This window comes from Micromonospora sp. NPDC048986 (assembly GCF_040649335.1).
Lineage (GTDB): Bacteria > Actinomycetota > Actinomycetes > Mycobacteriales > Micromonosporaceae > Micromonospora > Micromonospora alfalfae.
The window spans coordinates 506,381-527,062 of record NZ_JBEZFJ010000001.1 but is presented as its reverse complement, the minus strand read 5'-3'; the positions used below and the strand labels follow the sequence as shown (position 1 = coordinate 527,062).

General features: G+C 71.9%; 19 protein-coding genes and 1 pseudogene. 11 read left to right on the top strand and 9 right to left on the bottom strand.

Annotated elements, in window-relative coordinates; genetic code table 11:
* Positions 1 to 202 precede the first annotated feature (202 nt).
* Positions 203 to 1,564 (bottom strand): hypothetical protein, encoded by a 1,362-nt coding sequence (locus AB0B94_RS02415; RefSeq protein ID WP_357267542.1) that lies wholly within the window; start codon positions 1,562 to 1,564, stop codon positions 203 to 205.
* Between the two features lie 639 nt (positions 1,565 to 2,203).
* Between AB0B94_RS02415 and AB0B94_RS02410 the strand changes: the two are divergent.
* Positions 2,204 to 2,371, top strand: a pseudogene (locus tag AB0B94_RS02410) (DUF397 domain-containing protein); the annotation flags it as partial.
* Between the two features lie 110 nt (positions 2,372 to 2,481).
* On the opposite strand, the gene AB0B94_RS02405 reads toward AB0B94_RS02410, so the two are convergent.
* Positions 2,482 to 2,958 (bottom strand): MarR family winged helix-turn-helix transcriptional regulator, encoded by a 477-nt coding sequence (locus tag AB0B94_RS02405; protein WP_357267540.1) that lies wholly within the window; start codon positions 2,956 to 2,958, stop codon positions 2,482 to 2,484.
* An 83-nt stretch (positions 2,959 to 3,041) separates the two neighbouring features.
* On the opposite strand from AB0B94_RS02405, the gene AB0B94_RS02400 reads away from it, so the two are divergent.
* The gene (locus tag AB0B94_RS02400; protein ID WP_357267538.1) at positions 3,042 to 3,596 is read left to right on the top strand and encodes a carboxymuconolactone decarboxylase family protein; all 555 of its coding nucleotides are present in this window, start codon (positions 3,042 to 3,044) and stop codon (positions 3,594 to 3,596) included.
* A gap of 24 nt (positions 3,597 to 3,620) precedes the next feature.
* Here AB0B94_RS02400 and AB0B94_RS02395 read toward each other — a convergent pair whose 3' ends face one another.
* Positions 3,621 to 4,496, bottom strand: coding sequence for an alpha/beta hydrolase (locus AB0B94_RS02395; protein ID WP_357267536.1), 876 nt, complete (start codon positions 4,494 to 4,496; stop codon positions 3,621 to 3,623).
* 235 nt (positions 4,497 to 4,731) lie between these two features.
* On the opposite strand from AB0B94_RS02395, the gene AB0B94_RS02390 reads away from it, so the two are divergent.
* Both AB0B94_RS02390 and mqnP read left to right on the top strand, forming a co-directional pair.
* Complete coding sequence (locus AB0B94_RS02390; RefSeq protein ID WP_238668701.1) at positions 4,732 to 6,192, top strand: menaquinone biosynthesis decarboxylase; 1,461 nt, start codon at positions 4,732 to 4,734, stop codon at positions 6,190 to 6,192.
* Positions 6,192 to 7,100 (top strand): menaquinone biosynthesis prenyltransferase MqnP, encoded by a 909-nt coding sequence (mqnP, locus tag AB0B94_RS02385; protein WP_357267533.1) that lies wholly within the window; start codon positions 6,192 to 6,194, stop codon positions 7,098 to 7,100. Before AB0B94_RS02390 ends, mqnP begins: the two co-directional genes overlap by 1 nt.
* A 26-nt stretch (positions 7,101 to 7,126) precedes the next feature.
* Here the strand turns inward: mqnP and AB0B94_RS02380 are convergent, their stop codons facing one another.
* A complete protein-coding gene (locus AB0B94_RS02380; protein ID WP_357267531.1) occupies positions 7,127 to 8,113 on the bottom strand; it encodes a terpene synthase in 987 nt (328 codons plus the stop codon).
* A gap of 151 nt (positions 8,114 to 8,264) precedes the next feature.
* On the opposite strand from AB0B94_RS02380, the gene AB0B94_RS02375 reads away from it, so the two are divergent.
* Positions 8,265 to 8,894, top strand: a complete 630-nt coding sequence (locus AB0B94_RS02375; RefSeq protein ID WP_112680847.1) for a UbiX family flavin prenyltransferase — start codon at positions 8,265 to 8,267, stop codon at positions 8,892 to 8,894.
* Between the two features lie 164 nt (positions 8,895 to 9,058).
* On the opposite strand, the gene AB0B94_RS02370 is transcribed toward AB0B94_RS02375, so the two are convergent.
* A complete protein-coding gene (locus tag AB0B94_RS02370) occupies positions 9,059 to 9,325 on the bottom strand; it encodes a BldC family transcriptional regulator (protein ID WP_007454516.1) in 267 nt (88 codons plus the stop codon).
* 270 nt (positions 9,326 to 9,595) lie between these two features.
* Between AB0B94_RS02370 and AB0B94_RS02365 the strand changes: the two genes are divergently transcribed.
* Genes AB0B94_RS02365 through AB0B94_RS02355 form a run of 3 tightly spaced genes read left to right on the top strand, consistent with a single transcriptional unit; the run spans position 9,596 to position 12,059 of the window.
* Complete coding sequence (locus AB0B94_RS02365; protein ID WP_238668705.1) at positions 9,596 to 10,054, top strand: Lrp/AsnC family transcriptional regulator; 459 nt, start codon at positions 9,596 to 9,598, stop codon at positions 10,052 to 10,054.
* A 50-nt stretch (positions 10,055 to 10,104) separates the two neighbouring features.
* Positions 10,105 to 10,935 carry an SDR family NAD(P)-dependent oxidoreductase gene (locus tag AB0B94_RS02360; RefSeq protein WP_357267528.1) on the top strand — a complete coding sequence of 277 codons (831 nt, stop codon included), beginning with the start codon at positions 10,105 to 10,107 and terminating at the stop codon, positions 10,933 to 10,935.
* Positions 10,936 to 10,967: 32 nt separating this feature from the next.
* Positions 10,968 to 12,059, top strand: a complete 1,092-nt coding sequence (locus AB0B94_RS02355; protein ID WP_357267526.1) for a PLP-dependent cysteine synthase family protein — start codon at positions 10,968 to 10,970, stop codon at positions 12,057 to 12,059.
* 117 nt (positions 12,060 to 12,176) lie between these two features.
* On the opposite strand, the gene AB0B94_RS02350 is transcribed toward AB0B94_RS02355, so the two are convergent.
* The 4 genes from AB0B94_RS02350 to AB0B94_RS02335 form a co-directional block, all read right to left on the bottom strand.
* Positions 12,177 to 12,806, bottom strand: coding sequence for a putative glycolipid-binding domain-containing protein (locus AB0B94_RS02350; RefSeq protein ID WP_350854371.1), 630 nt, complete (start codon positions 12,804 to 12,806; stop codon positions 12,177 to 12,179).
* 93 nt (positions 12,807 to 12,899) lie between these two features.
* Complete coding sequence (locus AB0B94_RS02345; RefSeq protein ID WP_357268390.1) at positions 12,900 to 14,792, bottom strand: DEAD/DEAH box helicase; 1,893 nt, start codon at positions 14,790 to 14,792, stop codon at positions 12,900 to 12,902.
* A gap of 343 nt (positions 14,793 to 15,135) precedes the next feature.
* Positions 15,136 to 16,734, bottom strand: a complete 1,599-nt coding sequence (locus AB0B94_RS02340) for a hypothetical protein (protein ID WP_357267524.1) — start codon at positions 16,732 to 16,734, stop codon at positions 15,136 to 15,138.
* Between the two features lie 113 nt (positions 16,735 to 16,847).
* Positions 16,848 to 18,395 (bottom strand): C40 family peptidase, encoded by a 1,548-nt coding sequence (locus AB0B94_RS02335; protein ID WP_357267522.1) that lies wholly within the window; start codon positions 18,393 to 18,395, stop codon positions 16,848 to 16,850.
* Positions 18,396 to 18,634: 239 nt separating this feature from the next.
* Between AB0B94_RS02335 and mqnE the strand changes: the two genes are divergently transcribed.
* The 3 genes from mqnE to AB0B94_RS02320 all read left to right on the top strand — a co-directional run bounded on the left by mqnE (position 18,635) and on the right by AB0B94_RS02320 (position 20,641).
* Entirely contained in the window at positions 18,635 to 19,804 is a 1,170-nt protein-coding gene (gene mqnE / locus AB0B94_RS02330) for an aminofutalosine synthase MqnE (RefSeq protein ID WP_091395685.1), read from the top strand.
* A gap of 23 nt (positions 19,805 to 19,827) precedes the next feature.
* Positions 19,828 to 20,268 carry a hypothetical protein gene (locus AB0B94_RS02325; RefSeq protein WP_357267519.1) on the top strand — a complete coding sequence of 147 codons (441 nt, stop codon included), beginning with the start codon at positions 19,828 to 19,830 and terminating at the stop codon, positions 20,266 to 20,268.
* A gap of 73 nt (positions 20,269 to 20,341) precedes the next feature.
* Positions 20,342 to 20,641 (top strand): DUF4229 domain-containing protein, encoded by a 300-nt coding sequence (locus tag AB0B94_RS02320; protein WP_357267516.1) that lies wholly within the window; start codon positions 20,342 to 20,344, stop codon positions 20,639 to 20,641.
* Positions 20,642 to 20,682 lie beyond the last annotated feature (41 nt).

Genomic DNA, 20,682 nt, shown 5'->3' with positions numbered 1-20,682 from the left:
TCCACTCGACTTTCGTGAAGTCGGGGTGTCCTGCCGCCTGGGATCCCGCGATTTCATGAAGCCCGAGTGGATCTCGCGGTGACAACCGTCAACCCCCGGCTCCCCGTTCACCGTCCGCGGGGTCCTCGCTGACCCTGGCTACGCGGTGCGGGCCGGTCACGGAGCAGTCCGTGGCCGGCCCGCGTCGTTCAGGCGGCAGTGATCAGCTCACGATCACCGGGGCGACATCGTTGTCCGGGTTGTCGTCCACCCGGGGGTAGCGCTGGAACGGCTGGACCTTGCCGGGGACCCCGGAGAGGCTGTCGATCCGCAGGTCGAACCCGACCTTGTGAGCCGTGCCGGCCGGGAAGACCGACCCCGGCCCGTTGCAGTACCAGGTTGCCGGAACGGTTTCGGGCTCCTCCTCGTCGCCGTTCAGCCAGCAATCGGATGGAGCGGCCAGCACGGTGACCCCGGCGGGCGGGACGAAGACGAAGGCCCCGACGCCCTCGCCGGAGAGGCTGCCGTCCGGCACGCCCGGACCCTTGTTGCGCAGGCCCACTGTCACCCGCACCGCGTCACCGACGGCTCCAGTGACGGCCGCGCCCTTCGCGACGATGTCGAAAGCGCCGTGCACGCCCCGCAGGTAGGTCTGGCCCTCGGCCCGGGTCGCCTCGGTCGGCAGCACGTCGAGTGGTGCGCCCACCGCCCGTAGCCGTAGCGCCTGGTCGGCGTCGCGGCTCTTGAGTTTCACCCCGCTCGGGAGCGGCCCGGCGCTGGCCAGGGGCTGCACGCCCTGGGTGATCCGCTTGCTGCCGAGCGTCGCCGGGCCGAGCGTGGTGGCCAGCCCGTCCCGCAGCTCGTGCCGCTGGCCGGGAGCGAACGTGCCGCGCACCGTGCAGACGACCACTGTGGCGAGCACCCGGTCGGTGCCGTACCGGCAGTTGCGGTAGCTGGCCGGCACGAGGCCCACCGGGAAGCGCATGGTGAGCCGCAGGTCCACTGCCGGCTGGTCGCCGGCGTTGACCACGGCCACCGGGACGGGAAGCGTGTCGCCCACGTCGACGCCGGTCGCGGTCTGATCGACCATGTCGAGCAGGTCGGGCCCGGACCGCACGGTGACCGTCGCCTGCTGGGTGTACGCCTCGGTCTGCTCGCCGAGCGCCGTGTAGTCGAGGGTGCCGGTCGCGCCGTCGGCAGCGCCGGGCGCGGGCCGGAACACCACCGGCACGGTGCCGGTGAGCGTGCCGAACTCCTCGGTGGCAGTCGCCGGCATCGGGCAGGTCACCGAGGTGCCCTGGGTGACGCAGAAGTCGGGGAAGCTGGCGGTGGCCACGCCGGCCAGGCCGGTCAGGTCGATTGTCACCCGGGGCTGGCTGGCCCCGGTGCTGGTCAGGGTCAGCGGCACAGTGCGGCCGGGAGCGCCGGGGCCGCCGACGGTGACGTCATCGAGCCATCCACTGACCCAGCCGGGGTCGTCCTCGGCCGCAGCCGGGCCAGCCACCACACCGACTGCTGCGGTGCCGACGAGCAGCGCGGTCAGCCCGCGCAGGAGCCGACCACGGGCAACGTGCACAGATCTCATTGATCTCCTTGCTGAGGGGTGAGCCGATCGGAAGAAGCCGGGTCTGCCGCACCCCGACCCGATCGGCATCCATGATCTTAGGGACCGCCTGTGACAGTTTCCGATCGGTCGACCGGCTCGCGATCTTCGTCGAAACCGGACCCGGTCGGCCGTTTGATCCACTCAGCTTTCAGCAAGTGGGGGTGTCCTGCGCCGTGCGGTGCCGCGACTTCCTGGAACCCGACCGGATCTTGCGGTGCCGCAGGTGAGCCGGGGTCGCAGCTCGCGTTACCGCGATATGCGCGTCATGGGGTGACGCAGTGTCGAACGCTCGCTACCGTGCGGCAGGTGGGTCGTGCGACACGATCGCGGCGGAAGGTGGGCGAGTGACCACAGTGGTGTCCGCGGCGGCCCGCCGCCCGCACATCAGGGTGCACGTGCTGCCGCAGGGTGTGGGCCTGCACGCCGGCCTCTTCGGGCCGTTCATCCTCGGCCGCACCGCCGACGGCAGCTGGCTCGCTTCCTCGACAACCGGACCGGTGGCAGGGCCGTGGACGACATCAACGAGGTGGCGACGCTGCTCGGAAGGCGGGAGAGTCTGCGCAGTGGCGCGCTGCCCCGGCAGCAGTCGATCGACCTGCTCGAGGAGATCGTGAAGCCATGGATCTGACCGGAGCCCGCTGGCGCAAGTCGACCCGGAGCGGGAACAGCAGTGGCGCGTGCGTCGAGGTCGCCGACAACCTGCCCGGCCGGGTGCACGTCCGCGATTCCAAGGACCGTGACGGCGACCTGCTCACCTTCACCCCGGCCGCGTGGCGGGCCTTCGTCGAGCTGGCCCGCAGCCACCGACCGTCCGCTCAGCCGGGTAGCCGCAGGCGTTCCCGCCCCGACCCGGGCCACCCGGCAGGATGGTCCGGAGGTCTCGCCCGCGCCCGCGATCAGCCGCCGAACCAGCCGGGCACGTCGAGTCGGAACCAGTTGGCCGAGGCCATGGTGCTGAGGTCGTCTTCCATCGCGGTGACCCGTTCCGGGCCGAGCGTGTCCGCCCACTGTGCACGCAGCCGGTCGAAGATCTCGGCCGAGCGGCGTAGCCCGTCGGCGCCGCGCGCTGTCACCCGGACCAGCCGCCGTCGGGCGTCGGTGGGGTCGTCGACCCGCTCCAGGTAGCCGACGGCGACCAACCGGTCGACGGTCTTGCCGGCGGCCTGTTTGGAGATGCCCAGCCGCTGACCCAGCTCGGTGGCGGTGGTGCCGTCCGCGCCGACGGCCTGGAGCACGAACCCGTGCAGCGGTCGCAGCTCCGGATGCCCCTCGCGGGCCAGCTCGGCGTGCAGGTCGTCGATCAGCGTCCGGAAACCGGCCAGCAGCAACAGCGGCAGCGCGAAGCCGGGCCGCGCGGGATCAGGGGTTGCCATGTTCGACAACCACGTTTACTATTTCGTCAACCACGTTGACTATCTTACGTCACCCGATCCGCAGCCTGGAAAGTAGGCAAGCCATGCCCGTCTTCACCGCTCACACCGCCGAGACCGCGCCCGCCGCCGCCCGACGAGCCATCGAGGGCGTACGCGGCCGGTTCGGCTGGCTGCCCAGCGCAGTGGCGCTGATAGCCGACTCGCCGCAGTTGCTCACCGGCTTCCTCACCGCCAGCGCAGGCTTCGAGCAGACCGACCTCGCCCCGCTGGAACGGGAGGTGGTCATCCTGGCGATCTCCACCAGTCACGAATGCCATTTCTGCGTCGCCCTGCACACCGGCAAGCTCACCCAACTCGGCGCGACCGCCGAACTGATCACCGCACTACGCGCCGGCTCGGCGCTGCCCGAGCCGCGACTGGAGGCGCTGCGCCGCTTCACGCTGGCCGTGCTCGACCACCGAGGCGCGGTGCCCGACGACGAGTTGGACGCCTTCCTGACCGCCGGCTACCAGCCCCGGCACGCGCTGGACGTGGTGCTCGGCGTCGGCGCGTACACAATGTCCACCTTCGCCAACCGGCTCACCCGGGCGCCGCTCGACCCACCGCTGGCCGCCCACGCCTGGGCGCCCGCCGCCTGACCTGGAATGCCTGCCAACCGCTGCTCAGGACGACCCGAGGAAGTCGCGCAGCAGGGCGAGCATCTCGTCCGGACGCTCCTCGTACAGCCAGTGCCCGCAGTCCTCGACCACCTCGCCGCGGACAGTGTCGGCGTACCGGCGAACCTGCTCGGCGACCTGCCCGCCGAGGCTGGCCGCCGCGCCGACGGCCAGCACCGGCATGGTCAGCTTCGTGCCCCGGTACGCCGCGTTGTCGGCGATGTCCTGCTCGAACGCCCGGAAGTAGGCGAAGCTGGCCCGCAGATGCGCCGGGTCGCGCAGATGACTGGCGAACTCCTCGATGTCGGGCGCGGCGATGCTGCCCTTGCGCACCATCAGCGCGTCGGTGAACCGGTCCACCCAGAGTGACTCCCGCCCGTCGACCAACGCCTCCGGAAGCCCGTTGCCGATGGAGAAGTAGCCGAAGTTCCACACCCCGGGCCCGGCCGAGGTGAGCGCGGGGAACGTGTAGATGCTCTCGTCGGGGATCGGCGCCTCGCTGAGCACCAGCCGACTCACCCGCTGCGGATGGGCGGCGGCGTACGCGTACGCCACCATCGTCCCCAGGTCGTGCCCGACCAGCCGAAGGTCACTGGCCAGGCCGAGCTGGTCGAGTAGTCCGTGCAGGTCGGAGGCGACAGTCTTCTTGTCGTACCCGCCGTCCGGGGCGTCGCTGCCCCCGAAGCCGCGCAGGTCGGGCGCGACCACGTCAAAGGAGCGCCCCAACTCGGGCAACAGGTGCCGCCACATGTGCCAGCACTGTGGGTACCCGTGCAGCAGCACCAGTGGCGGGCCGGCACCGCCACGGACGTAGTTCATGGTGATCTGACCCACCCGGGCCCGCTGCTCGGTGAACCCCGCCGGAACCCGCTCCCCGCCCATCGCCGCCTCCATCCGCCGCCCGCCGTGCCCTCTGCCGTCCGCCCGCCGCCTGCCCGGCTACCCGCTCCACCGGCCGCCATGCCCGCGAGGTTCGGGTCCTGCCGGTTGCTAGACGCGCCGCCCACGCCCAGGCCCGCCGCCAGCCGCCCGCCGCCCGCTGCTGACGGCGGGCGATCGCGAGCGTCACAGCACCCGGCTTGGGCCCTGCGGGAGCCGGTGCGGGAGACTGGGCGACATGGCGGCTCGTGGCTTCCCGTACACCGATCTCAAGGACTTCATCGCGGCGCTGGAGCGCGCGGGGGAGTTGCGCCGGATCGACGTCCCGGTCGATCCGACCCTGGAGATCAGCGAGGTGGTCACCCGCACGGTGCGGGCCGGCGGCCCGGCGCTGCTCTTCGAACGTCCGACCCGGGGCGAGATGCCGGTGGCGATCAACCTGTTCGGCACCGAGAAGCGGATGGCGATGGCGCTCGGCGTCGACTCGCTGGACGAGATCGGCGCCCGGATCGGCGCGATGATCAAGCCGGAGTTGCCGGTCGGCTGGTCGGGTATCCGGGAGGGCCTCGGCAAGGTCATGCAGCTCAAGTCGTTGCCGCCACGCAAGGTGAAGACCGCCCCCTGCCAGGAGGTCGTCTACCGGGGTGAGGACGTCGACCTCAACCGGCTGCCGGGCTTGCAGGTCTGGCCCGACGACGGTGGGATCTTCCACAACTACGGGCTGACCCACACCAAGCACCCGGAGACCGGCAAGCGCAACCTCGGCCTGTACCGACTCCAGCAGCACGGCCGCAACACCCTGGGCATGCACTGGCAGATCCACAAGGACTCCACGGCGCACCACGCGGTCGCCGAGCGGCTCGGGCAGCGTCTGCCGGTCGCGGTCGCGATCGGCTGCGACCCGGTCGTCTCGTACGCGGCCAGCGCGCCGCTGCCCAGCGACATCGACGAGTACCTGTTCGCCGGGTTCCTGCGCGGCGAGCGGGTGGAGATGGTCGACTGCCTCACCGTGCCGCTGCAGGTGCCGGCGCACGCGCAGATCGTGCTGGAGGGCTACCTGGAGCCGGGTGAGCGGCTGCCCGAGGGACCGTTCGGCGACCACACCGGCTTCTACACGCCGGTCGAGCCGTTCCCCGTGCTGCACATCGAAGCGATGACCATGCAACGCAAGCCGGTCTACCACTCGATCGTCACCTCGAAGCCGCCGCAGGAGGACCACGGCCTCGGCAAGGCCACCGAACGGATCTTCCAGCCGCTGCTCAAGCTGATGATCCCGGACATCGTCGACTACGACCTGCCGGCCGCCGGCGTCTTCCACAACTGCGCGATCGTCTCGATCCGCAAGCGCTACCCGAAGCACGCCCAGAAGGTGATGAACGCGATCTGGGGCGCGCACCTGATGTCGCTGACCAAGCTGATCGTGATCGTCGACGAGGACTGCGACGTGCACGACTACAACGAGGTCGCCTTCCGGGCCTTCGGCAACGTCGACTACGCCCGCGACCTGCTGCTCACCGAGGGTCCGGTGGACCATCTCGACCACTCGTCGTACCAGCAGTTCTGGGGCGGCAAGGCTGGCGTCGACGCGACCCGCAAGCTGCCCACCGAGGGCTACACCCGCGGTTGGCCGGAGGAAATGAGCATGAGCCCCGAAGTCACCGCCCTTGTCGACAAGCGCTGGAAGGAGTACGGGATCTGATGGCCGTCATCGACGCACCGACGGCGAAGCCGGGCCGGACCAAGTCCTTCCTGAAGCTCGTCGCCGTCGAGCACTCGGTCTTCGCGCTGCCGTTCGCGTTCCTCTCCGCGCTGACCGCCATGCAGATCAACGGCGGGCGGGTACGGTGGCTCGACCTGCTGTTGATCACCGTGGCGATGGTCGGGGCGCGGACGTTCGCGATGGCAGCCAACCGGATCCTCGATCGCAAGATCGACGCGCGGAATCCGCGTACCGCCGGTCGGGAACTGGTCACCGGAGCGGTGAGCGTGCGGACGGCCTGGACCGGCGCGGCCGTCGCACTTGTGGTCTTCCTCGTCGCCGCCGCCCTGCTCAACCCGCTCTGCCTGGTGCTCGCGCCGCTCGCCGTGGTGCCGCTGGTCGTCTACCCCTACGCGAAACGGTTCACCAACTGGCCGCACGCCATCCTCGGGATCGCCCAGGCGGTCGGCCCGGTCGGCGCCTGGCTGGCGGTCACCGGCACCCTGGACGGCTCCGGGCCGGCCTGGCTGCTCGGCGCGGCAGTGGGCCTGTGGATCGGCGGCTTCGACCTGATCTACGCCTGCCAGGACTCCGAGATCGACCGGGAGATCGGCGTGCACAGCGTGCCGGCCCGGTACGGTCGGCGTTTCGCGCTGCACGCCTCCACCGTCGCGCACGTGGTGACCTTCGCCCTGTTCATCTGGTTCGGTGCGCTGATCGGTCTCGGCTGGCTCTGGTGGATCGGGCTGGCGCTGACCGCTGTGGCGTTCGGCTACCAGCACCTGGTGGTCACCCCGACCGACCTCAGCAAGGTCAACCGGGCGTTCTTCACCGCAAACGGCTTCGTCGGCATCGCGCTGTTCCTCTTCGCCCTGCTCGACCTGGTGATCCGGCTCGGCCTGCGGTAGTGAGGCCGGGGGTGGTCCGGCCCGGCCTACGGCAGTGAGGCTGGTGGGCTGGTGCTGACGGGGTAGCGGGCGCTCTCGAAGGTCCAGTCGACGGTTCCGCGCACGGCGTTAGCGATCCCGTCAAGATGATCGGTGACCGCCTCGTCCAACGCCGGGCCGAATGACGGCACCGCGGCGCGCAACGCGACGAAGCGGCGCATCGCCTCCCGCCAGTGCTCGGCGGCCCGTTCGGCCGCCTCCGCCTCCGGCACGCCCAGTTCGGCCTCGATGGCGAGGACGAGGTTGTGCCCGCCGGCGGTCCTCCGGTCCCGTTCCAGCGACGCCAGGTCGTTGTACCAGGAGAGCAGGTCGTTGCCGGTGCGGGCGATCTGACGCAGCAGCGGGTGCTGGTAGACCGGGTCGGGCAGTGCCCGGCCGCTGACGAACTCCACAAGCGGGTACGACACCTCCGCCGCCGAGGTCGACCGACGTAGCTCGACGTACTCGTCCACGCTCGGACGGCGTCCGGCCTGCTTGGTGACGGCCTCCTGCCAGGTGCCGTCGAGGTGTCGGGCCACCGCGTCGGCGAAACGCTGCCGCCACCGTGCCGGCATCCGGCGGCGCGGCTCACGCCAGGCCAGCACCAGCAGTCGGCGCAGCGGGCCGGTCAGCCCGGCCTGCCGCAGCCGGGAGCCGTCGCGCAGCAGCGCCAGGGTGCCGTTGCGCAGCGCCCGGATCTGCTCCGGCGTCAACCGACTCGGCCCGTCGCAGGCGTCGTCGACCAGAAAGAACCAGGTGAACAGCGCGGTCAGCACCCGCAGATCGGCTTCGGTCGCCGTCGGGTAGAGCCGCGCGGCGTACCGGGCGAATGCGCCCTGGGACAGCCGGTGCAGCGCGGCGTCGTCCAGTGGAAGGCCAAGACCGGGCAGCAGACCGAGCAGCCAGTCCTGCACACGATCGGTGTGTGGTGGTGGAGGCTGGGGCGGGATCGGACATTCGGCACGCAGTGCCCGGAGGATCTCGCCGGTAGTCACCGATGCCTCCTCTTCGAGATGGTTCCGGTGCAATCGCCAGCGGCAGCATGTCAGGTCGGTGGGATGCGCAGGTACCCCGTCCGACATGTCGGACCGGACCAACCCCGGGGGTGCCCACCAGCGGGCCAGCCGGACCAGGCAGGCTGGGGGCATGCGGGAACCATGGGTGGTCGGGGTCTCCGGAGCCTCCGGTACGCCGTACGCGGCGGCAGTCGTCGGCGGGCTACTCGACGCCGGCGAACCGGTGGACCTGATCGTGTCCCGGGCGGCACGACTCACGGTGCTCGACGAGACCGGCCGGCCATTCCGCGACGGGCACTGGGCCGAGGACCTCGCCGCCTGGCTGGATCGGGACCTGACCACTGCGGATGTGCGGCACTGGCCGGCCGGCGACCTGGCCGCCGGGCCGAGCAGCGGCTCCTACCGGGTACGCGGGATGGCGGTGGTCCCGGCCAGCACGGCCGCCTGCGCGGGCATTGCGATCGGGCTCTCCAAGGACCTGTTGCAGCGCGCCGCGGAGGTCAACCTCAAGGAACGCCGTCCCGTGGTGCTGGTCCCCCGGGAGACGCCGGTGACCCGCAGCCATCTGGAGCACCTCATCGCCCTGCACGACGCGGGCGCTGTGGTGCTGCCGGCCAGCCCCGGCTTCTACGGCGCCGGGGCGGCGGCCAGCGCCCAGCAGTTGGTCGACTTCGTGGCCGGCAAGGTGCTGGACGCGCTCGGCGTCCCGCACACCCTGTTCCGGCGGTGGTCCGGCCAGCTCGGCGCAGCCCGAAGCTGAGCCGGCGCGGCCCGAAGCGAAGCCGTCCCGCACGTGCTGAGCCGTCCGCCCGCGCCGGGCACAGTTGTGCTGCTCAGCACCAGCGGGGCTGCCGCCCGGCGGTTGGCCGAAGCGGGACGCGGACCGGACTGGTGTCCGGTCCGCGTGGCGTTGTCCGCACCAGTTCAGTACATGCCGGCGTTGGCCGGACCCGGCCCCGTGGATGCCGCCGGCCCCACATTGCGGGGCTTACCGACCTCATCCACCTCGTCCAGCATGCCCTCCCCCTCAAGCAGGGCTCGCACCTCGGATTCCCGAAACCGGCGATGCCCGCCTGGAGTCCGGATGCTTCCTATCCGGCCGGCCGCCGCCCATCTCGTCACAGTTTTCGGGTCTACCCGAAACAGCGCGGCGACCTCACCCGGTGTCAGCAGGCGATCTCCAGTGTCCACAGCCCCCTCCTCGCGTCGACGAAGCCCCCGGCTGAACACACTGCCCCCGGCTGGTGCGTAGCCCAGAGCCGTCATGAGGGACGTATGGCAATTACAGCACCAGGGACATGGCCTGTCCGCCCAAACGCGAAAAATGCACTGAGTGGGGAGTTAGTAATGTTACTGGTGCTACCTCGGCCCTGACCGGCGGTTTATGAACAGTGACTCACCGCTCAGTCCAACGGGTGCCGAAGGCAGGACGTTACGTGTCAGCGGTTAAGGTCACTCTCTGTGGATGCCATCGACCTGAGCCTCGTCGACCTGCTGCGCGGCAACGCCCGACTCTCGTACGCCGAGTTGGCCCGACAGGTGGGCCTCTCGGCCCCGGCCGTGCACGAGCGGGTCGGCAAGCTGGAGAGCAGCGGCGTGGTCCGGGGCTACCGCGCGGACGTGGCCCCGGAGTCGATCGGGTTGGGAGTCACAGCGCTGATCGGCATCGTCGAGGACTCCGGCGCCGACACCGACGACATGCTCGAGTCGCTGCGGGTGCTGCCCGAGATCGAGTCCTGCTACTTCATGGCCGGCGTGGAGTCGTTCCTGCTCAAGGCGCGGGTCGGCACCATCGCCGAGCTGGAGCAGTTGATCGTGCGGTTGAACCGGACGCCGGGGGTGGCCTCCACCCGTACCGCCATCGCACTCTCCACCAAGTGGGAGAACCGCCCCCAGCCGGTCGGCTCGCCCGCGGCCTGACCGCCGCGTACCCCTGGTGTCGCCCGGACGGCCGGCGGTAGCGTGCGCCGATGACCCCGCCGGCGCGCCCAGTGGCCGTGGTGACCGGCGCTGCCGGCGGCCTGGGCCACGCCATCGCCACCGCGCTGCACACCGACGGTTGGTCGGTGCTGCTCACCGACCTTGACCCGGCGGCGGTGCAGAGCGCCGCAGCGCCGCTCGGCGGCTGGTCGGCCGCCCTGGACGTCCGGGACGAGGAGGCCTGCGCCGCGATCGCCGCGAGCGCGGCAGGCCGGGGCGATCTCGCCCTCTGGGTCAACAACGCCGGCATCCTGGTCACCGGGGCGTCGTGGGAGCACGACGCCGCGACCCGCCGTCGGCTGCTCGACGTGAACACCCACGGCGCCATGAACGGCACCCTCGCCGCGCTGAGCGTGATGCGCGGGCAGGGCCACGGCCACGTGCTCAACGTCGTCTCGTTGGCCGGGCTGGTCGCCGCGCCCGGCGAGACGGTGTACGCGGCCAGCAAGCACGCCCTGCTGGCGTTCAGCCTCGGCACCCTGGCCGACCTGCGAATGGCCGGGTACCGGCGGGTGCACGTCTCCTGCCTCTGCCCGGACGGCATCTGGACCCCCATGCTGCACGACCGGCTGGACGACCCGGGGGCGCTAGCCTCGTTCACCGGATCGATGCTGACCGCGCAGCAGGTGGCGGCCCGCGCGGTCCGGCTCGCCCATCGGCCACGTCCGGTGGTCAGCCTGCCCCGCTGGCGGGGAGCGCAGGTGCGCCTGTTGGACGCACTGCCAAGGTTGGCCGTCGCACTCACCCCCCTCGTCCGGGCCGCCGGCCGCGCCGGGCAGCGCCGCCAACGCCGCAGGTCAACGCCGCCGGACCGGCGCTGACCACCGCTGGCCCGCTTGCTAGGTTTCCGAGCGTGACTCATCTCGACCGGTGCGACGAATCCAGCCGAACCTGGGTGACCGAGGCGATCGCCGCCGTCGAGGCAGACGCGAACCGGTCCGCCGACACCCACCTGCTGCCGTTCCCGCTGCCCCGGGAATGGGGGATCGACCTCTACCTCAAGGACGAGTCGTCACACCCCACCGGCTCGCTGAAGCACCGGCTGGCCCGTTCGCTGTTCCTCTACGGGCTCTGCAACGGCTGGATCGGGCCGCGCACCACGATCGTCGAGGCGTCGTCGGGTTCCACTGCCGTCTCCGAGGCGTACTTCGCCCGGATGCTGGGTCTGCCGTTCATCGCCGTCATGCCCGCCTCCACCTCGCCCGAGAAGATCACGCAGATCGAGTTCCAGGGCGGCCGGTGCCACCTGGTGGACGATCCGGCGAGCGTGGTGGTCGAGGCCCGGTGGCTCGCCGAGGACTCCGGCGGGCACTTCATGGACCAGTTCACCTACGCCGAGCGGGCGACCGACTGGCGGGGCAACAACAACATCGCTGAGTCGATCTACGCGCAGTTGGAACTGGAGCGGCACCCGATCCCCGCCTGGGTCGTTGTGGGCGCCGGCACCGGGGGCACCAGCGCGACAATCGGCCGCTACGCCCGGTACCGCCGGCTCGCCACCAAGCTCTGCGTCGTCGACCCGGAGAACTCGGCGTTCTACCCGGCCTGGCAGGCCGCCGACTGGTCGGTACGCACCGGGAAGGGCTCCCGCATCGAGGGGATCGGCCGGCCCACCGTGGAGGCGTCGTTCCTGCCCTCGGTGGTGGACCGGATGGTCCAGGTGCCGGACGCCGCGTCGGTGGCCGCCATGCGCGCCGGATCGGCGCTGCTCGGCCGCCGGGTGGGTGGGTCCACCGGCACCAACCTGTGGGGCGCGTTCGGCCTGATCGCCGCGATGCTCGCCGAGCGTCAGACCGGCTCGGTCGTCACCCTGATCTGCGACCCGGGCGACAGGTACGCGGACACGTACTACGCCGACGACTGGGTGGCCGCCCAGGGCCTCGACCTGACCCCGCACCTGGCCACCATCGACCGCTTCCTTGCCAGCGGGGCCTGGCCCGTCTGACGCGGTCAGCGGGGCGTGGCCCGCCCGGGCCGTCAGCGGGGCGTGGCCCGCGTGGGCCGTCAGCGGGCCTGGCCCGCTCAAGGCCGATCGGCCGGCCCGGCCCGCCCGGGACGCTGATCAGCGTGGGTCGATCCGTTCGGCCAGCCCGGGGTAGCGCACCACGTAGCCGCTGTCGTCAAGATCGATGTCGGCCGTGAAGGTGCCGCTGGCGAAGCGCACCCGACCCGGCCCGAGCCCGGTGTAGATCTGCTCGGCCGGCACCACCTCAAGACCGGGCAGCAGCACCCAGGCCACGGTGATCCGGTGTGCCACGTCGGCCGGCTCGGCCGCCATCCGAAGGCGGTGGACCGGCAGGGTGTTGAACAGTGGCGAACCGCTCAGGTCGACGTCGAGCGCGTCGGCCAGCCGGTCCGGGTCGTCCGTACCCGGCAGGCCGGCCCGGCGGTGACCGGCCGCGACCAGCGCCGCGTCCAGGTCGCCCTGTTCGGCTGTGGTCACCCGCCAACGACCCGCGGCCCGCTCCAGGGTCACCCGGCGCAGCCAGCCGAGACCCTCGGCCTCGACCTCGACCCGGGTGGTGGCCCAGTCCGGCGTGGTGGTGAGCTGGTAGCGGGCGGTCCACGGGATCGGGTCCACGGCGAGCAGAGTGCCCCGGGCCGCCAATCCTCGGCCGTCGTCGAGCAGAACCTGCTCGCTGCCGGCGGTGTCCGTCCGGGACCAGAAGATTGACTTCGGCATGGTCGGCATGAGCCGGACGTTACGCGACCTTCTCGGTATCGGCAGGGCATGCGCGAACGCCGCCGCGAAGCCTGGGCTTCGCGACGGCGTTCAGTGGATCAATCAGTGGGTACGCGCTGCGGGTCGCCCGCCAAAGCCGCGCCGATCGTCACGTGGACGGTCCTCGCGGGGCCGGTCGTCGCGGGGCCGGTCGTCCCGGACCCGGCTCTCCGGGCGGAACCCACCCCGAGCGTCCCGGTCGCCGAAGCGCCGCTCACCCTGCGGCCGGTCGCCGAAGCGACGCTCGCCGGTCGGTCGGTCGCCCCGACCGTCCCGGTCACCGAACTGCTGCCGGTCGCCGAACCGACGCTCGCCCTGCGGCCGGTCGCCGTACCCCCGGGTGTCCCGATCGGCGTAACGCCGCTCGCCCTGCGGGCGGTCGCCGTAGCTCCGGTCGCCCTGCGGGCGGTCGCTGTGCTGCCGGTCGCCGAAGCGACGCTCGCCCTGCGGGCGGTCGCTGTAGCTCCGGTCGCCCTGCGGCCGGTCACCGAAGCGGCGCTCGCCGGTGGGCCGATCGCCGTAGCGGCGCTCGCCCTGCGGACGGTCGCCGTAGCTCCGGTCGCCCTGCGGGCGGTCGCTGTAGCTCCGGTCGCCCTGCGGACGGTCGCTGTAGCGGCGCTCGCCCGTGGGCCGGTCACCGAAGCGCCGGTCGCCCTGCGGACGGTCGCTGTAGCGGCGCTCGCCTCCCGTGCGGTCACCGAACCGGCGCGGGCCGCCGGAGCGGTCGTCGAACCGGCGCGGGCCGCCGGAGCGGTCGCCGTAGCCCCGGGGTTCCGCGTCGACGCGGACCGGGACGCCACTGGGCTCGCGGGCGCCGACCAGCTCGGCCAACGCCGCGTCGCCGACCCGGACCCGGGTCTCGGCCGGCGCGACGCCGGCCTTCTCCATCATCGCCAGGGTGGTGCGACGCTGCTTGGGCAGCACCAGCGTGGCAACCGCGCCCGACTCGCCGGCCCGGGCGGTACGCCCCGCGCGGTGCAGGTAGTCCTTGGGGTCCTTCGGCGGGTCGACGTGCAGCACCAGGGTGACCCCGTCGACGTGGATGCCTCGCGCCGCCACGTCCGTGGCGACCAGCACGTTCATCCGGCCCTCACGGAACTCGGCGAGCGTCTTGGTGCGCATCCGCTGGGTCTTGCCGCCGTGCAGCCCACCGGCGCGTACGCCGACGGCCGCGAGCTGCTCGACCAGCCGGTCCACCCCGAGCTGGGTACGGGCGAAGACCATCGTCCGGCCGTCCCGGGCGGCGATCGAGGCCGCCACCGGGAACTTCTCGTGCGGCGGGATCAGCAGCATGTGGTGGTCCATGGTGGACACCGAGGCGGTGGACGGCGCCGTGGAGTGGGTCACCGGGTCGGTCATGAACCGCTTGACCAACGCGTCGACGTCACCGTCCAGGGTGGCCGAGAAGAGCAGCCGCTGACCGTTAGCGGGCGTCTTCGCCAGCAGATCGGTCACCTCGGGCAGGAAGCCCATGTCGGCCATCTGGTCGGCCTCGTCGAGCACCGTGACCTCGACGTCGTCGAGCTGGCAGATGCCCCGCTCGATGAGGTCACCAAGCCGGCCCGGGGTGGCCACGATGATCTCCACGCCGCGGCGCAGCGCGTCGATCTGACGGTCGTACGGAACGCCGCCGACGGCGGTCTTGAGGAAGATGCCGACGGACTTGCCCAGCGGCACCAGGGCGTCGTTGACCTGCATGGCCAGCTCGCGGGTGGGCACCAGGACCAGGGCGCGCGGACGCATCGGCCGGGCCCGGTTGCGGTTGGCCAGCCGGGCGATCATCGGCAGCCCGAAGGCGAGTGTCTTGCCCGAACCGGTCTGCCCGCGGCCCAGCACGTCGCGGCCGGCGAGCGCGTCCGGAACGGTGGCCCGCTGGATCTCGAACGGGCTGGTGATGCCCTGCTGCGCCAGCGCGCGGACCAGCGGCTCGGGCAGGCCGAGCGCGGCGAAGCTCATCGGCTCGGCGGTCTCGGTCGGCTCGGCCTGCGCTGTCGCTACCGGCGGGGTGCCAGCCTCGCTCGGGGCGACGTCGAGCTGCTCCCGGGCGGCGTCGGCCGCCGGGACTGAGTTGAAAACGGACGTAACGGTGCTGGGGTCAGCAGAGGTGGTCAACAAAAACCTTTCGAGCGGGGCGCATCTTCGCGATGGCCTGCCGCGGCTGTACCGCCGGATCGCCCGCAAGATCGCCCAGGGGCGCACACCACGCGCGCCGGGTCAGTGATCTCAGCCAGTGTACGGCGGTCTGGCGAAGCCGCCAGCCGGTTGACCGACCGTAGTGGGCGGACTCACCATCGCTGGCTCACCCGTTGAGCACGCTGCCCACCAGACCGTCCAGGGCGTCACCGGCCAGCAGAACGACCATGACGCTGATCGCCACCAGCAGCCCCAGGGCGGCGGCCAGGACGATCATCACCCGGGCGTTACTGGACCGCTCGGCCGGCGTGTCGGACCAGCCCTGGGCCAGGATGTGCCCGGTCAGCGAGCCGGAGGTCTCCACCGCGTTGGCGGGTATCGCCACAGTGGTGAAGCCGGCGCCCTCGCCGTTGCCGTAGACGGTGCCGGCCAGGTCGGTGCGACTGTCGTGCCGCCCACCACGGGCGCCGGCAGCCTCCCGTCCGGCCGAACGAGCCGGTGGGCCGCTCGGCGGCGAGGTCACCCGGGAGTTTCCGGTGTTCCCGGTCGACGAGGGGGCCCCGGCGGTGGATGGTGGCCAGCTCGGCAGCGCTGGTGCGGGCACTACCGGCGGCGCGGAGGCGGGTGCCCCGGCCCATCCGGCACCGGACGTCGGGCGGGTCGCCCCACCGGTGGACGACCACCCGGCCGGTGGTGCGGAGACCGAAGCGCTGGCCCGTACGCCGGGCGTGTCGGACATCGCGGGCGGCGGCGGGAACGGCGGTGCCGGCATCGGGGCGGGCGGGGCCGGTGGTGCCGGCACCGGCGGACCGGGTGGCGGCAGCGGTGGGCTCGGGACGGGCGGCGTCGGCGGGCCGGGGATGGGCGGCACCGGCGAGGGCGGTGGGGTGGGCGGGCCCGGGACTGGCGGAACCGGACCGGGCGGCGGCGTGGGTCGAGGACCCGGCGTCGGCACCGGGCCGGGCGGGTACGGACCAGGGGCCGGCGCGGGCTCCGGTTCCGGTGGCGACGGCTGGGTCGGCCCGGGGCCGGGTGGCGTGGGGTCCGGCTCCGGCTCCGGAGTCGACGGCGTCGGAGGCTGGGCCGGCTCGGCACCCACCGGCGCGGCTCGATAGACGGCTGGCGTGCTCTCGCGACGGTCCGGGGTGCCCAGGGCGCTGGCAGTGCCCCGGCTGCTGCTCGGAACCGTGGCGCTGGCCCGGGCCGGGGCGGAGGAGTCGCTTCGCTGGCCCGGCAACGACATGTCGGCGGGGCTGGCCGAGCCTGTCGCACGGTAGGTGGTAGCTGTGACCGGAGCGCTGGCCGGCAGGTCACTGCGGAGAGCACCGGCGGTCACGACGCTGGCACGTGCGCGGACCGGTGCCGCAGCCGCGCTCTGGCGCTCGTCGTCGCCGGCGGACGCGTCGTCATCGGCCTCGGCGGCGCCGTCCGCGGCGTCCGTTGCAGTGCCGCCACCGACCGGGTCGCTGCCGCCTGGGCCGCTGCCGACCGGGTCGCTGCCGACCGGGTCGCTGCCGACCGGGTCGCTGACAGCGGGGGCGGCGTCGCCGCCAGTGGAGCCGGAGTCGGCCGAGCTGGTGGCAGGCGAGCTGGTGTCGCTGCCTGTCGTGCCGGCGTCCGTCGAGCTGGTGTCGCTGCCTGTCGAGCTGGTGGCAGCCGGGCTGGTGTCGCTGGCGGCCACCGGGTCGGCGTTGTCCGGCCCTGATGGGCCGGCCTGGTCGACCACGGGGTCGACAGTCTCCGCCGGATCTCTCTGCTCGGCCATTTCCGCCCTCCGCGCCATGCTCGCACCCGGACCCGTGACGTCGAGTCGGATGTGCCTGGTTGTCACGGTGCCACAGATCGTCCCGAGCGGACAGCCGGAGCGGTCGTGGCGGATCAGCCCGTGGCGCTGGGGCTACCCGTCGCGCTGCTACTGCCCGTCGCGCTCGTGCTGGCCTTCGGCGTGGTCGTCGGAGACGCGCTGGTCGGCGCGTTGGTCGGTGCCGAGGGCGCTGTCGACGGAGTGTTGCTCGGGGTGTTCGACGGCTTCGGCGTCTTGCTGACGGAGGGGGTGGGCGTCGGAGTGGTCGTCAGCGTCGGCGTGGGCGTGGGCGTGGGCTTGGTGGTCTTCGTGGGCGACGGCGTGGGCGTCGGCTTGGTGGTCTTCGTGGGCGACGGGGTGGGCGTCGGCTTCGGCGTCGAGACGGGCGGGGTCGGGTTGGTCACGACCGGCGCCGGCACCGCGCCGATCACCCGGGTGGCGGCGTACAGCCGGGACCAGCGGACGACCGAGATCTTGACGACGTCGCCAGTGGTGGGTGCCTGCACCATCTTGCCGTTGCCGATGTACATGCCGACGTGGTGGATCGTCGTCCAGCTGCTGCCCGAGGCGAAGAAGAGCAGGTCGCCGGGGAGCAGCGCGCTCTGCGGAACAGTGCGGCCCCGGGTGGCGGCGTACTGGTCGCGGGAGACCCGGGGCAGGTCGAAGTAGTCGGCGCCGGGGGACCGGTACGCCGCCCACATCAGGCCGGAGCAGTCGAACTGGTTCGGCCCCTCCTCGGACCACTTGTACGGGTCGCCGAGCTGGGCGAGCGCGTACCGCACCGCTGCCAATGCCCGGGGGTGCGCGGCCATGCCGCTGATGCTCTGGTTGGAGACGTAGCCGGCGCCGATCTGCTGCTCGGCGGCTTCCTGCTGACGTTCGATCTCGATCAGCGCGGCGGCGTTGTCCCGGCGCAGCTTGAGCAGGCTCGCCTCGGCGGTGCGGAGCGCCGCCTCACCGGTGGTGAACTCCGTCTCGGCGGCGACGAGCAGATTCTTGGCGTCGGCGTGCTTCTGGTACGCGGCCTGCTCGCCGGCGCGGGCCCGGGACAGCTCCCCGGCCACCCCTGTGGTGCCGCCGTCGACCTTCTCGCCACGGGTGATCGCCTGGAGGCGGCTGAGCCCACGGATGTCCTGGGCGAGCTCGCCCGGCGGCAGCGCGGCGGCGGCCTTGACAGCCTCGGCGGCGGCGGTGTCGGCCGTCTGCTGGGCCCGGAGCAGGGCGTCCTGCGCGGTCGCCAGCGCCTTGCCGGCCGCGTCGAGCTGCGCCTGGGCGTCGACGCGTTTCTGCCGACTCACCAGTAACGCCTCGCCGAGCGCGCCGACCTGGACCTCACCGGCGGAGATCGCGGTGGCCAGTGGGCCGTTGCCGATGTTGACCACCGGTGGAACGGGCACGCCAACGACCGGCGCGCTGCCGGGCAACTGAAGCGAGCCGGTGACCGCCGGACGCGAACCGGTGTCCGGGACGGTGGTCGGCACGCCGGGCTCCGCGTACGCGGGGGTGGCCAGCACGGCCGCGGCGATCGCGCCGAGCAGGGCGGCCCAGAGCTTCGGACGCAGGACCGGCGAGATCACCGGGCTCCGTCGTCGCTGCCGTCGCCCGCGCCCGCTGTAGATCATGCCGCTCCCCGTCCAACCGCTCGTCGCCGCGCTCGGTGGGCGCGACCGCCGGGACGGTACCAGTGTGTGTGTTCCGCCCCACCTTGTTACTACCGCACCGCGCCACTCATGTCGATGCGTTGCCGGGTTACGGGAGGCTGAGAGTCTGGTGAAGTGGGTCGCTGCCGGCGACCGTGCCGCCGGGCCCGTCGGCACCGCGACGTACGCTCGATCCGGACCGCAGGTGGAAGGGACGTGCCATGGACGCCGGACTCAAGCGTGAGCTCGAAGCGAAGGTGTACGCCGGTGAGCGGCTGACCCGGGAGGACGGGGTCGCCCTCTACGAGAGCGACGACCTGACCTGGCTGGGGCGGCTGGCGCACCACAAGCGCACCGAGCTGAACGGCGAACGGGTGATGTTCAACGTCAACCGGCACCTCAACCTGACCAACGTCTGTTCGGCGTCCTGTGCGTACTGCTCGTTCCAGCGCAAGCCGGGCGAGAAGGACGCGTACACGATGCGCATCGACGAGGCGGTCCGCAAGGCCAAGGAGATGGAGGACGAGCAGCTCACCGAGTTGCACATCGTCAACGGCCTGCACCCCACGCTGCCCTGGCGTTACTACCCGAAGGTGCTGCGCGAGCTGAAGGCGGCGCTGCCGAACGTGAAGCTCAAGTGCTTCACGGCGACCGAGGTGCAGTGGTTCGAGAAGATCAGCGGCCTGAGCGCCGACGAGATCCTCGACGAGCTGATGGACGCCGGTCTGGAGTCGCTGACCGGCGGCGGCGCGGAGATCTTCGACTGGGAGGTCCGGCAGCACATCGTCGACCACGCCTGCCACTGGGAAGACTGGTCGCGCATCCACGCCCTGGCGCACAGCAAGGGCATGAAGACCCCGGCGACGATGCTGTACGGCCACATCGAGGAGCCCCGGCACCGCGTCGACCACGTGCTGCGGCTGCGCGAGTTGCAGGACGAGACCGGCGGCTTCGCTGTCTTCATTCCGCTGCGCTACCAGCACGACTTCGTCGACTCGGCGGACGGCAAGATCCGCAACCGGATCCAGGCGCGCACCACGATGGCCTCGCCGGCCGAGTCGCTGAAGACGTTCGCCGTCTCCCGGCTGCTCTTCGACAACGTGCCGCACCTGAAGAACTTCTGGGTGATGCACGGGCTGTCGGTGGCCCAGCTCTCGCTGAACTTCGGCGTGGACGACTTGGACGGCTCCGTCGTCGAATACAAGATCACCCACGACGCCGACTCGTACGGCACCCCGAACACGATGCACCGGGACGACCTGCTGCACCTGATCTGGGACGCCGGCTTCCAGCCCGTCGAGCGGGACACCCGCTACAACGTGGTCCGGGAGTACGACAAGGCCCCGTCGCTGGCCGAGCGGCGTGCCGAGCCGCAGCAGGTCTGGGCCTGAGTCACCACGTACCCTCGCAGTCGATGACCGAGCAACGAGGACCTGAGCAGCAGAGCAGCGGGTTTCCCCGCCGGGACGCCGAGGGCCGCATCCGTACCCTGGGCGATCTGCTCGGGGTGTGCCTGGCCGGCCTGGTCATCGGCGTGCTCGCGTTGGTGTTGTTCGACTGGGCGTTCGCCTCGATCGGCGCCGGCGACTTCGGGCACACAAATGGTTGGCTGGCGGTGATCCTGCCCGCCTGGCTGTTCTGGGACGACTTCCGGGCCTGGGAGTTCGGCGCGGCCCGGGTGGTGGCGGCGGTGGTCGCCGCTGCCGTCGGGGTGTTCGCCGGGCTGCTGATCGCCGGTCTGGGCGCGGGGTTGCCGCCGTTGCTCTCCGGCGCGTTCGCGGCGGGGGCGTTCACAGTGGCGTACGCGGCCCTCTGGTTCCCGGGTGTCCGCTGGCTGGCCCGCCGGACCGGCTGACCACGACCGCCCGCCGGGCGGCTCGACCCTTCCGCCGGCAGTGGCGGGCGACGGAGAGAACGGAGTGGTGCAGGTGAGCGCCGCGCTCAAGTACACGCTGGGCCGGATCGGGCTGTTCGTCGCCGTGCTGGCCGGCCTCTGGCTGATCGACATGAACGTGTTCCTGAAGCTGATGCTGGCGCTGGTGTTCTCCGCTGCGCTCTCCTTCTTCCTGCTGCGTGGTTGGCGGGACGAGATGGCCGGGGAGATCGCCGAGGCAGCCGAGCGTCGCCGCAGCGAGAAGGAACGCCTCCGCTCCGCCCTGGCCGGCGAAGACCAAACCCCCACCCCCACCCCTGACCCTCCCACCCAGGCCCCAGACTCCCCGCGTTGATCATGAAGTTATTGCCACGACACGCCGAGTAGTCGGGCAAT

Bases quoted from the DNA above. Each gene is read 5' to 3' on its own strand.
- AB0B94_RS02415 (WP_357267542.1), bottom strand. From the start codon at position 1,564: ATGAGATCTGTGCACGTTGCCCGTGGTCGGCTCCTGCGCGGGCTGACC.
- AB0B94_RS02405 (WP_357267540.1), bottom strand. From the start codon at position 2,958: ATGGCAACCCCTGATCCCGCGCGGCCCGGCTTCGCGCTGCCGCTGTTG.
- AB0B94_RS02400 (WP_357267538.1), top strand. From the start codon at position 3,042: ATGCCCGTCTTCACCGCTCACACCGCCGAGACCGCGCCCGCCGCCGCC.
- AB0B94_RS02395 (WP_357267536.1), bottom strand. From the start codon at position 4,496: ATGGGCGGGGAGCGGGTTCCGGCGGGGTTCACCGAGCAGCGGGCCCGG.
- AB0B94_RS02390 (WP_238668701.1), top strand. From the start codon at position 4,732: ATGGCGGCTCGTGGCTTCCCGTACACCGATCTCAAGGACTTCATCGCG.
- mqnP (WP_357267533.1), top strand. From the start codon at position 6,192: ATGGCCGTCATCGACGCACCGACGGCGAAGCCGGGCCGGACCAAGTCC.
- AB0B94_RS02375 (WP_112680847.1), top strand. From the start codon at position 8,265: ATGCGGGAACCATGGGTGGTCGGGGTCTCCGGAGCCTCCGGTACGCCG.
- AB0B94_RS02360 (WP_357267528.1), top strand. From the start codon at position 10,105: ATGACCCCGCCGGCGCGCCCAGTGGCCGTGGTGACCGGCGCTGCCGGC.
- AB0B94_RS02350 (WP_350854371.1), bottom strand. From the start codon at position 12,806: ATGCCGACCATGCCGAAGTCAATCTTCTGGTCCCGGACGGACACCGCC.
- AB0B94_RS02345 (WP_357268390.1), bottom strand. From the start codon at position 14,792: ATGAGCTTCGCCGCGCTCGGCCTGCCCGAGCCGCTGGTCCGCGCGCTG.
- AB0B94_RS02340 (WP_357267524.1), bottom strand. From the start codon at position 16,734: ATGGCCGAGCAGAGAGATCCGGCGGAGACTGTCGACCCCGTGGTCGAC.
- AB0B94_RS02335 (WP_357267522.1), bottom strand. From the start codon at position 18,395: ATGATCTACAGCGGGCGCGGGCGACGGCAGCGACGACGGAGCCCGGTG.
- mqnE (WP_091395685.1), top strand. From the start codon at position 18,635: ATGGACGCCGGACTCAAGCGTGAGCTCGAAGCGAAGGTGTACGCCGGT.
- AB0B94_RS02325 (WP_357267519.1), top strand. From the start codon at position 19,828: ATGACCGAGCAACGAGGACCTGAGCAGCAGAGCAGCGGGTTTCCCCGC.